Below are 12,647 nucleotides of genomic sequence, written 5' to 3'. Positions count from 1 at the left end.
TCGATGTAAAGTAATTATTCACTTATATTTTGGCTCAACCGGAAAAATCTGATATTTTGCACCAATTCCAACAACTGCCATAGCTATCGACGAATGACTTGCGTGGTATATAGACAGAGAAGCATAGATGTACGCCCCTACTGTGTCTCGTTCCCAGTCTCCGACTGGGAATGCCGTCCTAGAGGCTCCGACTCCATTGCTGGCGGCAGAACCGCTAGAGCAGCATTTCCCGACTCTGGCTGGAAACGAGGTTTTAAAGGAGTTCCAGCTTAAGTTGACACCAATGTACAACTGTGTAAATACTACTGGGGTTTTGCATTTTTAACTCGGAATTTGATTTGGGGAAAAGGTTAAAGGGTAAGGGTTAAAGGTTTTTCTTTCCCCTTTCCCCTTTCCCTTTTCCCCAAAACCCGACAAGTATTGGGGAGCAAGGGAGAAGAGTTTTCCCCTCCGCCCCTCTGCCTCTTTTCAATGCCCAATCCCCTTTATTTCCACTCACCTTGTAGAGTAAAAGCTGCCCAATAATAAGGTGCGGCATATTTTTGAGTGCGCCATATTTCTATTTGGGCTGTCCGCAATGCTGCTGCTGGCTTTAATTTTTCTTGTAGCATCTTTTTGTAAAATACCTTCATGAGTTCGGATGTTGCTTGATCGTCTACACTCCACAGGCTAACCACTACTCGCGGACTACCAGCATACATAAAACCTCTGGTTAATCCTACTAATCCTTCTCCCTTAACTTCCTCTCCCAGTCCGGTTTTACAAGCACTGAGTACTACTAGTTCTGCTTGTAGGTTGAGGTTGAAGATGTCGTGTAAGCGCAAAAAGCCATTTTGCGGCCTTCCCTGGTTATCAAATAGCGACAATACGACTCCTGATAATTCTGGATGCTTGCTGTTGAGAATGCCATGAGTAGCGAAATGGATGATGCGATATTGACTTAAATTTTCGCTGCTAGCAGTGGTACGACTAGCGGTAAAATCAAAGGCTTGCTTGCGATCGCTAACAGGTACAAGAGAAAGAATTTGCTCGGCTTCTTGACGTGTAAACCGCAAACGCTGAAAGTTAACATCTGAGTCTTGAGCCGATCTGGTTAAAGCTTGGCTATCTAAGTTGCTTTCTGGCACAGATGAGGGAGATACTTTGACTTTACCTTCAAGACGCTCATCATCACTACTAAAAATGGGATCTGCCAATACAACTAATGTCTTAGGGGCAGAAGATTTACGTTCTTTGTGTTCACGCCGGAGGATAGCTACTGTCGATGCTGAGGGTAGAGTAATGATTTCGTGGTTGAGCAGTAATGGTTCATAGTTACTACTTCCCGGTGTAGCTAGGGCGGAAAATGGCACATATTGCAAAGCGCCATCGCTGGCGATCGCTAGGCGTTTCTTTCCCAATTGCTGGGCTACAGGTGCAAGTATAATCTGAGATAGAGTATCTATAGATGGGCTATTTCTGAGATAAGGAGTAGTGATTTCTTGACGAAACTTTTGGACAGTAGCTTCAATGTCTGCACGCTTGGGTAGCTCATAACTGGTAATACTCTTATTCGTAACTGCCCAAAGATAACTGCGCTTTTCCCCAAGAGAATATTCTAGAAGTAGGGTGTTGTCATCGAGTACCTGCTGCTGAATCTGGGTGAGTGAGAGAGGCTGGGGTTGAGTCAGTGCTGCATAACGCGGACTGGTAGCACGGATTTGCACTTGGACTTGTTGATATTGTTCTAGAACAGCTTCTATTTCTTTTTCTAAAGCTTGCACCTCTGCTTCAGTGTGGTTAACATTTAATAGTTGTATTCGACGTTTTTCTAAAGTATCCAGTTGTTGCTGCAAGTTGTGTTCTTGAGAAAGTAACTTTGGCTCCACACCTTGGCGAATATCAGCATTAGCTTCAGTAAGCAGTTCCAAAAGACTGCGGGCGCGGGCGCGTTCGCTGGTTTGCAGTGCTAGAGCATCATATCCTTGGGATGGATGCTGTTTGTGTAACTGCATCAGCAAATCGATGTAAAACTCATAATAATCTTGTACAGTAGCAAAATAGGAAGTGCGGAGTTCTTGAGAGTCAATTTTAGTACGAAGGTCTTCAACAATTTTGATGACTCTCTCCATCTGAGTTAAGGAAGCCTTAAAATCGCCGCTGTCACGTTGGATAGAAGCGATGTTATACAAAGTCCGAGCTTCCCCTGTCTTGCTCCCCATCTGTATGTATAAAGGTAGACATTGATTGTAATAATCTAGCGCCTTTTGGTGTTCTCCTAAATTTGAGTAAACTTTACCAATATTGTTCAGAGCAGTTGGAATGCCTCTTTTGTCTGTCGCCTGTTGGTATAGAGACAGGGATTGACTGAAGTATGAGAGTGCTTTTTGATTTTCTCCTAAATTTAAGTAGACTATGCCAATATTGTTTAGAGCAGTTGGGATACCTCTTTTGTCTCCCGCCTGCTGGTGTAGGGACAGAGATTGACTGAAGTATGAAAGTGCCTTTTGATTTTCTTGTAACTCCAAGTAGACTTTGCCCACATTATTGAGGGTAGTCGCTATCCCTGACTTGTTTCCAATCAGTCGGTGTAGTAAAAGGGATTGGTTGTAGTATGAGAGTGCCTTTTGATTTTCTCCCAAGAAATAGTAGACAGAGCCAATATTATTGAGGGAAACACCTTCCGACTTTTTGTCTCCCATCTGCCGATATAGGGATAAACCTTGGTTGTAGTATGAGAGTGCCTTTTGCTTTTCACCTAACTCTGAGTAGATTTTCGCTATGTAAGAGAGGGTGTCAGCTTCTAAGGAGCGTAGTTTTTGCCCATTCAGGGTATTCCCTTGACGATATAGTTGAAGTGCTTGTTCAAATTTTGCGATCGCCTTTACCAGAGATTCTGCTGTTCCTTGCTGATATAATTGCTTCCCCTCTTGATATACAGTTTCCGCAGCAGTGCGAGTTGCATCATTTGCTTGTGTCATCTGTGCAATATTTACTGGATACTGCCTAGCAGCTGCAACATTTGATTCTGAAAACAACAAAATACTGGTAAAAAGAATAATAGTACGACCTCTTAGCAAGGGTGGAAATTGCCGTTGTGTGGAGTCATATATTTTAAATTGAGTCATAATTTGCGGTTTCTATAGCTTCTGAGATTTAGGATTCCCAAAATAAAGTAAGAAACCCATAGGTTCGCTCATTTGAAAAACTCGCTAATTAATTTTATTGAAAGCGGCGGGAAACTCCATCCCGCAAGTGGCGTGGAGAGGGATAGTCGCCCCGCCGCTTGGGGTATTGGGCATTGGTAACTTCTTCACCATGCCCAAAAACTCCATCCTCTGGTGGGTGGAGTTTTTCATTCATGCCTACTTACTTAATTCACAGATATTTGCTACTGTTGGGCATAGAAAAAACACTACTATTAAGTTGTCTGAGTCTTATGGTTTGTATTATGAGCGTAAGCTAATATTTAAGTTTCTCACGATTTAATTGAAGATAAATTTTATATTTTATTAGGTAAAGTATAATGAAACTATTTCAACATAGAGGTTTCAATGATTAAAAATATTGAAATTAAAAATTTTAGATGCTTTGATTATTTAAAAGTATCTGGTTTTGAGAAAATAAATTTAATTAGTGGAAAGAATAATATTGGAAAAACTGCATTATTGGAGGCACTATTTATAAATAGTTCTCCACGACCAGAGACAATTATCTTACTACGACATATAAGACGTGAACAATTAAGTTATAGCAAATCTTTACCTGAAAGAACCTGGAATAATTTCTTCTTTCATCAGAATAAGAATAGCAATCTTGTAATTGAGGCTACTCTGGAAAATCAATCTTCAAAGATAGTTGAGATATGCGTTGATGAATCTGTAGAAGATTTTTTAGAGGAAACCGATGAGCAAGATAGTGAGGATGAGATGAAAGACAACATCACGAGCCTTTTTTCGGGAAGTGAGTCTGTACGATCTGTGATGCACCTTAAAACAAGAATTAATCATGGAGAAGCTTTTAAAACTTCAATTATTTCAAGCACAAAGGGATTGCTAGCAAAAGATATAAAAATTCCTGACATTAAAAATGCTTTTTTTATACCTTCCTTCTTAAGAGTTTCTAGTAAAGACTTAACAATAGAGTTTGATAAGGCTCGGTTGAACGAAAGAGATGGTGAAATTCTAAAAGCTTTTCAGGCTATTGATGCCTCAATTGTACAGGTGGAGAGCTTTAGTATTGGCGAACCGACTGTTTATCTTAAGAGACAGGGAGAAGGTCGGTTGCCATTGTCTTTGTTTGGTGATGCAATTAATCGCATAGCTGATATTATTTTAAGACTTGTGAATAATGAGAATAGTATTTTGCTAGTTGATGAAATAGAAAATGGTATTCATCACTCTAATCAAGTCTATTTTTGGACTATTCTTTACAAATTGGCTAATGAGTTAAATGTGCAAATATTTGCCACAACACATAGCTTAGAAATGACTAAGGCTTTTATAAAAGCTGGTTTAGAATATCAAAATACATCTGCTCATTTTGAACTTACAAGACAGTTTAAGACTGACCGGATAGTTGCTATAAGACGAGATTTAGATACTTTGGATTATGGAATCAGCCACAACAAAGAGGTGAGGGGTGAGTAGTAATATTTTGATTGTGGAAAGCAAAAATGATAAATATTTCCTTCAGGCAATTATTCGTTATCTCAACTTGAATATAGAAGTTACATCCCCAATTATAATTTCAGAAGAAGACTATAGAGCAATGGATGGGTTAAATAAAACCAAGTTAACGAATGCTCTCAAAGACTTAAAAGCTGATATACAGAAGGGTGAGATTGAAAGAGTAGGTATAATTATTGATATTGATAACGATCAAGAAAGCGATAGAATTAATTTTATTAATGAATGTGTTCAAGAAGCTTTTACAGAAGCGCCATTACTTGTAAAAGTTAAAGAGTTTGTAAATTTAACTCTTGATGGTCTCAATATCCAACTAGCTTGCTACTTTACCAACCTTGATGGTCAAGGGGAACTTGAAACAGTTCTAAAAAGCATTAAGTCCCAAGATTCTGTTCATGCTGATTGTTTAAAGAGTTGGGAAAATTGCTTACAAAATCATGGTCAAAAAATAAGTGTTAAGGAATTCGATAAATTCTGGGTCGATATGTATATCCGATTTGATACTTGCTCAAAAACTGAAAAGAAGCAAGCAGAGCGTAAGTAAGTCGGCATGGAAAAACCAAACTATGTAAAGATAAATAAATACGGAGAATATATCTACCGAGGTGACTGAGTATGGGCGCTCGTCTAAGGGTGTTCCTAAGCTATGAGCAAGATAAAACCCTGTTAAACCTAAGAACTGCGGATGTACCACAGAAAGTTAAAGACCGAGCAGAGGTCATTAGACTAAATGCACATGGCTGGTACGTAGAAAAAATAGCTGCTCATTTCAATTGGACTCCTCAAACGGTAAGAGAAATCTTACATAAATGGCGAAAACTTGATTTAGAAGGGCTTTGGGATAACCCAGGTAGAGGAGGCAAAACCAAGTATAGCGAAGAGGATATAGTATTTTTGGAGGAATGTCTCAAAGAAGAGCCACGTACATATAACAGTCGTCAACTAGCTCAAAAATTAGAGAGAGATCGCTCTATTAAACTGAGTCCCGACAGATTAAGACGGGTACTCAAAAAAAGGGGGTTATTTGGAAACGAGTCAGAAAGAGCCACAAAGGGAAACAAGACCCAAAAGTCCAAGAAATAAAGCAAGCAGACCTAGATATGTTAGAACTGTCTGCTGCTAGTGGAGAAATAGACTTGAAGTATTTGGATGAATCAGGGTTTTGTGCATGGAGCGAACCGGGTTACACCTATTACTTCCGAGGTGAGCAAAAACGACTAGAACAAAGTAAACGTCGTGGTCGTAGATTAAGCATTATTGGATTTTTTCAACCAATAATCAGCTTTGTTTACGGTTTGGTTATTGGTGGTGTTGACAGAAAATCTTATATCCAGATGATGGAGCAAGAAGCGGAGTCAGCCCAAAAGATCGGGCGCATCAGAGTAATAGTGCAGGACAACGGGCCGATACATCGATGTCTTCAGGTGCAGCAGTTATGGTCAAAGTGGGAACAGATGGGTTTATACATCTTCTTTTTGCCCAAATATTGCTCCGAAATGAATCCGATTGAATTGGAATGGCAACACCTTAAAAAGGATGAACTAGCAGGACGAATGTTTGATGATGAGTTGGATCTTGCTTACGCAGTAATAGATGGTGTTCAAGCTAGAGGAGAAAGAGGAAATTATAGGACACAACGTATTAAATTTAACTCTAATCTCTCTGGTTAAAATTTTGTTACATACTTATAAATTTTCCCGCCGACTTACTTAAATGTAGTATGAAAAGCTTTGATTATGTCATGACCAACAAAACAGCGATTTGGGATTTTGAGCATCCTGCTTTGAATGATTTGAAGGATTTTTTGCGGCTATTTTGTTGATTCCATCCTCAGAGAAAAAATATTTATTTTTAGTCTAACTAGAGCATTAGTAAAACTCAAACCCTTGCCTACTAAGGGCTTGTATCTTAACAGGCAAGGATTTTAGTACTTGTGTATGCAGAGTAGCCTAAAAGAAGAGAGGTCAGAGTGTATTTGATATCTCCAGAAATTAAGTATGCGTTATTGTTCTAACATTTGAAAAAATCTGGTAAAGTAATCTGGAAAAGTTTTCGCTGTACAACCAGGATCTTTAATTACAATCCCTGGAGCCTTCAAACCAGTGACAGCAAAAGCCATCGCCATTCGATGATCGTGATAGGTTTCAATCGCCGCTGGGGTAATGGGGCTAGGTTCAATTCTTAGTTTATCGGCAAATTCTTCCACCTTAACCCCTAACCGACGCAATTCTGTGACAACAGCTTGAATCCGATCGGTTTCCTTATATCGAATATGTTCTACGTTACGAATAGTAATTGGTGAACTGGCAAAAGGTGCGATCGCAGCTAATGTTTGCACTAAATCTGATATATCATTCATATCAATGTCGATGCCTTGCAATTGCTTCGGCCCCGTCACTTCAGTGTAATCATCCGAATCCTTAATTTGGCAACCCATCTGCTCTAAAACATTCAGCCAGAGAATATCACCCTGACAGGATTGTTTAGTCAAATGTTTGACGCGCACCCGTCCACCCGTGACGGCGGCGGCGGCAAAAAAGTAAGAAGCATTTGACGCATCAGGTTCTATTGTGTAATGTCGAGCTTGGTAACGTTGACCTGCTTTAATCTGAAATTGATTCTCGCCAATTTGAATCACCTCTACGCCAAAATCGGCCATGAGGCTACAGGTCATTTTGATATAAGACTGAGAAACCAGTGTACCCTCAACCTCAAAAATCGTATCCTGTTGAGCGTAAGGTGCAATCATCAGCAATGCCGAAAGTTGCTGACTTGTTTGGTTGGCTTTCAAGCGAAAATTTCCGCCAGCGAATCCCTGACTATAGAGGGTGTAGGGCATAAACCCAGAGTTTCCCTCAAAGTTAACAGTGGCTCCACCAGTTTGCAGCACGGTCAGCATATCACCCATAGGTCGTTCTCGCATCCGGGGAACGCCATCTAGCCGATATTCGCCATTACCTAGTGCCACCAGCGCCGAAATAAACCGTGCTGTAGTACCTGATAAACCCACAAATAAATCTGCCTGTTTAGCTGGAATATCACCTCCCCTTCCGACAATCTGAATCTGAGCCAGATGAGGATTCAGAGTTATGGGAATACTCAATTGCTCTAAACATTTAGCAAAATACTCGCTGTCTTCACTAAATAAGGCATTTTCTAAGATGGAGTCACCTTGCGCCAAAGCAGCGACAAGCAACGCCCGATTGGTAAGACTTTTAGAACCAGGAATTTCTACCGTGGCATCCACTGGCCGATTTAGAGCAGGAATTTCAATGGTATCCACTTTAGACCTCTACGTAGGCGGTTAGCTACAACCTTATATATTCCCATATAGCTGCTCTCAAAAATTGGTAGAGCGAGTAAGATTACCCAATTGCGTTGCCACTTTACCAATGAATAACGACATTGTAACTTTTGTCATCAGTAATGGTCTGCTTGTTATATATCTGGTATTCTCGGCATTAACTGAGATAGGAACTAAGCTGCCTTGGAAGAATTAGGGGGTGGGATAGTACAATACTTAGATGGGCGATCGCTAATTCATTGCAGTAATAATCGTTCTCCATCTGACAATGTTGCCAGCACTTTTGTTATATGCTTGTAGCTATTCAATGGTTTCTTTTATATCAAACCTCGTAAATTGGCAACGGTGTTGATGTACAAGATGTACTTAAAATAATAGACTATTGATAATCTTACAAATTACGAATTAAATTGATGTTCTGCTTTAGACTTATTTTAAGAAAAAATTAAGTAAGTAAGACTCTAATATCATCATCAATTGTCATTAATATTTAATTAATAGAGGATTTTATATGAAAAACCAAACGAAAGAAATTAGACTTCTATTTCTCAATTTATAATAATAATTGTTTTTAGGGTGAGGGGGAGAAAAGGGGTTGCCGACAGCAACTCCTTTTCTCCCCCTCACCTATGCATGAAGAGCTAAATGGCACTAAGAAAAGCCCAAGGACTTGTGGTTTAAGCAGTTAGCTCATTTTGCATACTTTGCGGGAGTTGGCATTGAATCACCTTACCGCGTTTTGTACCGCATCTTCCCCAATAAAAGTTCCTGTCGGACTTCTATCTAACCGACCATCTTCCATGTATACAATACGATTGGCAATATCTAAAATACGATTATCATGAGTCACTAACAAGATGGAACACCCTTGTTCTTTGGCTAGTTTTTGCATTAAATCTACGACATCGCGACCAGTCTTACTATCTAAAGCAGCAGTAGGTTCATCAGCCAAAACTAAACTGGGAGAGTTTACCAAAGCACGAGCAATTGCAACCCGCTGTTTTTGTCCGCCAGAGAGGTTTTCTGGATAGCTATTAATTTTTTGTCCTAATCCAACAGCTTCAAGTATAGATTTTGCTTGGCGTTGAGCCTTCTGCTTAGTCATCCCAGGCTGGATTTGAAGCGACATTTGGACATTCTGTTGAGCTGTTAAAAAACTCAGCAAGTTATGTGACTGAAAAATATAGCCAATATTACGTCGCACTTGCACTAATTGGTCTTGAGTAGCTCCGCATAGCTCTTGCCCAAAAACTTTTAGACTACCGATTTGGGCTGAACGTAAAGCACCAATTAAAGTTAGTAAAGAAGTCTTACCAGATCCCGATGGCCCGGTCATAATTACAATTTCGCCCGGTTTAATTTTTAGATTAATATCAAACAGAATTTGTTTACGCAAGACTCCTCGACCGTAGTAATGGCTGAGGTTTTCAATATTGACAAGAGGTTCTGACCACATAATGAAACTATAGGAAAGGATATTAAAATATGTCAGCCGGGTCTGCTTCTCGAAGCTTGCGTATAGCGATGCTACCAGAGACAAAACACATGACAAATGTCAAAACTAGCACTAGCAAGTTTTTATCAAGCTGCATAAACATCGGCAAGAGTGTGGCAGTGCGGGTAAGTTCATATAAACCCCAAGCAATTAGTACTCCAGGCAAAAATCCTAGCGTGGCTAAAATCATTGCTGCTTGAAATACAACACCCGAGAAGAAAGAATCTTTGTATCCGATCGCTTTGAGTGTGGCATACTCAGGGAGATGATCGTTAACGTCAGTATAAAGTACTTGATAGACGATAATCGTCCCCACAAAAAAGCCCATAACTGTACCAAGTATGAAAGTAAAACCAATGGGAGTGCTGCCGCTCCAGTAGTTTACTTCAAATTTTTTGTATTCTTCTTTCGATAGCACCTTTACATCTTTGGGTAAGTTTGCTCTCAAATTTCCCAACACTTTTTCTGCATCTACACCTGGCTTTAATTTAATCAAACCGATATCAATTAATCCTGCGGTTCTACGCTCTTCAAAAATTCTTAAAAAATTCAGATCGCTGGTGATTAAAGTGCCATCAGAACCAAAAGTAACTCCTAATTCAAATAAACCACCAACATTAATTCGCCGTTCCTCTACCTCTGTAATTACGCTTTTTTCCTGCTTAAATAAAGTGCTAATCGGCCCAAATTCAGTCCGTGAACCCCAATCGAATAAAACTACATCAGGCTTTTTAATCTTATCTAGATTTTCAGCTACCCCTGGCATGTTGAATACTTGATTGTCAGGATTAATTCCATAGATCCGAATATTGCGGGTAATACTAGGATTTTGGGGATTTTTCCAGATTCCAGAATCTACGTAGATAGGGCTGACAGATTCTACCCCTTGAAAGCCCAATACTTGGTATAGCCGCCGTTGGGAAAATGGTTTCATGGCAATTAAGGCCACTGAGCGTGGACTAATCAGCACAATATCGCCTTGTAGACTGCTGTGCATACCAACTGCACTATCAAATAGAGCAGTTAGAAATCCCATCTGCATGAACATTAGTACCACGGCAAAGCTGATACCTGAAATGGCCACGAATAGCCTCGTCTTCTCCCGGATCAATTGCAACCATGCTAGGGGAATTTTATTACCATCAAGAAAGGATAAATTAAAACCTATCATTGCATCACATAAGTTAATTTGAGTGTAATGTTTAGAACTTAAAATTGAGAACTTCTACTTTTCTAAATTGATAAAATACACCACTCCCAACTCCCCATTCCAAAATTAAGGATTGATTGCTACTTCTACTTTGAGATTGATCAAACTCATAATTCGCTGACTGTCTTTCGGTAACAAACTGATTTTGACTTCAGCAACTCTGGCATCAACTGCTGCTGCTGGATCGTCATTGAGGACATCCCGCTTACCAATTTGGGGAATGATGCGGTATACAGTTCCCTGTAGTTTTCCAACAAAGGCTTTGTTTAGACTGGTGATAGTAGCTTTTTGTCCTATCTTCACTTTGGCAAGATCATTTTCGTAAACTTCAGCGATTACGTCCATTTGCCTAGTTTGCCCAATATCTGCGATCGCCTTAGTACCAACCATCTCTCCCGCACGAGTATGAATTTTTAAAACTTGACCATTCTGGGGTGCGGTGACAAAGGCAGTTTCTAAGTCTGCTTTGGCTTTCTGCTCAGATGCTACAGCACTAGCAATTTCTGCTTCAGCTTCTTGGATATCAGTCGGACGAACTTCTGCAATACTAGTTAGGATAGATTTAGCTTGATTGAGTTCTCCCTGAATTGTCTCGACAATTTGGCGTTTTGAGTCTAGCAAAGAAGCAGAAATGGCTCCAGTTTCCTGTAGATATTTGTACCGTTGATGTTCTGTTTGAGCAATTCGTAATTCTGCCTCCAAGCGAGCGATTGTTGCTTTTTGCGCTCCTAAATCTCCCTCTTTTGCTCCGGCTTTGACTTTGGCTAGCCGTGCTTGGGCTACTTCAACTTGTCTTTGAGTCTGTTTTAAAGCAGCTTGCAATCGTTCGCGGCGATCGAGAATTGCGATCGTCTGACCAGATTTCACCCAATCGGTGTCTTCCACCAATAGTTTCTCAACTCGTGCGCCTTCTAAGAAAGTGGGCGCTGAAACTTGAATTACTTCTCCGTGAGGTTCCAAGCGTCCTAAAGCAGTTATCGTCTCTACAACTTTTTGTGCTTGAGGTAAAGGGGTATGTATGCCAGTCTGATTCTCAACCCCGGTTTGGGAACTCACCTGTTTCCAAACCACAAATCCACCTATTCCCACTGCTGCCGTCGCTCCCAAGATGCCAGCCCATTGAACTATAGGTTTAATCAATGGTCTATGCTTTTTCTCAGTAATTAAAGAAACTTCTTGTTCAAACATAAAAATACCCCACTCTTTATTAGGTGGATATACACGTTTTTTCAAAAAAAATTTAGCTGTTCCGGGCTATTGAAACCGTAGTAGTTAAGCTTGAAAGCAATAGATTAAAGCGTTCTTGACCTAAGCTCTCCACTATATGAGCTTGCGCTTGTTGCCACAATGGTAAAGCTTGCACCAAAACAGAGCGTCCTTTATCCGTCAAGGTCACTACTCGCACCCGTCGATCCTCACCAGGATTAATTTGAATCAATCCTTCTCTTTCGGGAGGCTTGAGGTTTCGCGTCAGCGTAGTTCGATCCATAACTAAGCCTTTAGCTAAATCACTGATTGCTACTGAGCCGAGAATTGAGATGGCAACTAAAATTGTCAACTGAGTAACCAGCAGACCACTTGGCTCTAGCTTTTCATCAAAAAGTTGTGTAACCGCTCTAGATGCTTTACGAAGGTTAAAGCAGGCGCAGGTATCCTCAATAGTAATCAACTGAGTCAAATCTAACTCAGTAGCTTGCTTTTCCATAAATGAATTTTTTCATAATAATTAAGTGTATATACAATTAATTCTAGATTGTCAAGTTAATATTTACGATTAGCTCGACTTTATCATTTGCTTCGCAACGCGATACTCCTGCGGAGTCGTTGCACGAACGCTTCAGATGAAACCTTTGTGGGACAGTAATTTTACTTTTTTAACTTCATCCATCATCCGTGACGTGGAAAAAGTATTTGCTAAAAAGCCAGGGTTTTCGCCGGAGAAAGAAAACCGAGTTCTTAATTTTGGATAAA

Annotated in this window: 11 protein-coding genes; 4 read left to right on the top strand and 7 right to left on the bottom strand. The window is 40.1% G+C overall.

From position 1 onward, the window contains the following. Positions 1–127: 127 nt before the first annotated feature. The gene (locus FD723_RS06005) at positions 128–325 is read left to right on the top strand and encodes a hypothetical protein (RefSeq protein WP_179064499.1); all 198 of its coding nucleotides are present in this window, start codon (positions 128–130) and stop codon (positions 323–325) included. A gap of 160 nt (positions 326–485) precedes the next feature. Here FD723_RS06005 and FD723_RS06000 read toward each other — a convergent pair whose 3' ends face one another. Together FD723_RS06000 and FD723_RS05995 are read right to left on the bottom strand one after the other, a co-directional pair. Then, positions 486–3,107, bottom strand: a complete 2,622-nt coding sequence (locus FD723_RS06000; protein ID WP_179064498.1) for a CHAT domain-containing tetratricopeptide repeat protein — start codon at positions 3,105–3,107, stop codon at positions 486–488. 94 nt (positions 3,108–3,201) lie between these two features. Beyond that, positions 3,202–3,342: a hypothetical protein gene (locus FD723_RS05995; RefSeq protein ID WP_179064497.1), complete on the bottom strand. Its 141-nt coding sequence runs from the start codon at positions 3,340–3,342 to the stop codon at positions 3,202–3,204. 191 nt (positions 3,343–3,533) lie between these two features. Between FD723_RS05995 and FD723_RS05990 the strand changes: the two genes are divergently transcribed. The 3 genes from FD723_RS05990 to FD723_RS05980 all read left to right on the top strand — a co-directional run bounded on the left by FD723_RS05990 (position 3,534) and on the right by FD723_RS05980 (position 6,337). After that, positions 3,534–4,628, top strand: coding sequence for an ATP/GTP-binding protein (locus FD723_RS05990; RefSeq protein WP_179064496.1), 1,095 nt, complete (start codon positions 3,534–3,536; stop codon positions 4,626–4,628). Beyond that, the gene (locus tag FD723_RS05985) at positions 4,621–5,211 is read left to right on the top strand and encodes a DUF3226 domain-containing protein (protein WP_179064495.1); all 591 of its coding nucleotides are present in this window, start codon (positions 4,621–4,623) and stop codon (positions 5,209–5,211) included. Before FD723_RS05990 ends, FD723_RS05985 begins: the two co-directional genes overlap by 8 nt. 71 nt (positions 5,212–5,282) lie before the next feature. Then, positions 5,283–6,337, top strand: a protein-coding gene (locus FD723_RS05980; protein ID WP_256875017.1) for an IS630 family transposase whose coding sequence is annotated in 2 segments (ribosomal slippage) — positions 5,283–5,675 and positions 5,678–6,337 — 1,053 coding nt in all. Because the reading frame shifts where the segments join, the coding sequence is not laid out codon by codon here. A gap of 332 nt (positions 6,338–6,669) precedes the next feature. Here the strand turns inward: FD723_RS05980 and aroA are convergent. The 5 genes from aroA to FD723_RS05955 all read right to left on the bottom strand — a co-directional run bounded on the left by aroA (position 6,670) and on the right by FD723_RS05955 (position 12,381). Beyond that, positions 6,670–7,950 carry a 3-phosphoshikimate 1-carboxyvinyltransferase gene (gene aroA / locus FD723_RS05975; RefSeq protein ID WP_179064494.1) on the bottom strand — a complete coding sequence of 427 codons (1,281 nt, stop codon included), beginning with the start codon at positions 7,948–7,950 and terminating at the stop codon, positions 6,670–6,672. A 745-nt stretch (positions 7,951–8,695) separates the two neighbouring features. Beyond that, a complete protein-coding gene (locus FD723_RS05970; protein WP_179064493.1) occupies positions 8,696–9,427 on the bottom strand; it encodes a DevA family ABC transporter ATP-binding protein in 732 nt (243 codons plus the stop codon). Between the two features lie 22 nt (positions 9,428–9,449). Next, positions 9,450–10,637 carry an ABC transporter permease DevC gene (gene devC, locus FD723_RS05965; RefSeq protein WP_179064492.1) on the bottom strand — a complete coding sequence of 396 codons (1,188 nt, stop codon included), beginning with the start codon at positions 10,635–10,637 and terminating at the stop codon, positions 9,450–9,452. 105 nt (positions 10,638–10,742) lie between these two features. Continuing rightward, positions 10,743–11,864, bottom strand: a complete 1,122-nt coding sequence (locus FD723_RS05960; protein ID WP_179064491.1) for an ABC exporter membrane fusion protein — start codon at positions 11,862–11,864, stop codon at positions 10,743–10,745. Positions 11,865–11,916: 52 nt separating this feature from the next. After that, positions 11,917–12,381, bottom strand: a complete 465-nt coding sequence (locus FD723_RS05955; RefSeq protein ID WP_179064490.1) for a MarR family winged helix-turn-helix transcriptional regulator — start codon at positions 12,379–12,381, stop codon at positions 11,917–11,919. Between the last annotated feature and the right edge of the window lie 266 nt (positions 12,382–12,647).

This window comes from Nostoc sp. C052 (assembly GCF_013393905.1).
Classification (GTDB): Bacteria; Cyanobacteriota; Cyanobacteriia; order Cyanobacteriales; family Nostocaceae; genus Nostoc.
This window is presented reverse-complemented; position numbering and strand designations above follow the sequence as displayed.

What these genes read in the sequence shown, in the direction of transcription:
- FD723_RS05960 (WP_179064491.1), bottom strand. Translation starts at nt 11,864, where the DNA reads ATGTTTGAACAAGAAGTTTCTTTAATTACTGAGAAAAAGCATAGACCA.
- FD723_RS05970 (WP_179064493.1), bottom strand. Translation starts at nt 9,427, where the DNA reads ATGTGGTCAGAACCTCTTGTCAATATTGAAAACCTCAGCCATTACTAC.
- FD723_RS05990 (WP_179064496.1), top strand. Translation starts at nt 3,534, where the DNA reads ATGATTAAAAATATTGAAATTAAAAATTTTAGATGCTTTGATTATTTA.
- devC (WP_179064492.1), bottom strand. Translation starts at nt 10,637, where the DNA reads ATGATAGGTTTTAATTTATCCTTTCTTGATGGTAATAAAATTCCCCTA.
- FD723_RS06000 (WP_179064498.1), bottom strand. Translation starts at nt 3,107, where the DNA reads ATGACTCAATTTAAAATATATGACTCCACACAACGGCAATTTCCACCC.
- FD723_RS06005 (WP_179064499.1), top strand. Translation starts at nt 128, where the DNA reads ATGTACGCCCCTACTGTGTCTCGTTCCCAGTCTCCGACTGGGAATGCC.
- FD723_RS05955 (WP_179064490.1), bottom strand. Translation starts at nt 12,381, where the DNA reads ATGGAAAAGCAAGCTACTGAGTTAGATTTGACTCAGTTGATTACTATT.
- FD723_RS05995 (WP_179064497.1), bottom strand. Translation starts at nt 3,342, where the DNA reads ATGAATGAAAAACTCCACCCACCAGAGGATGGAGTTTTTGGGCATGGT.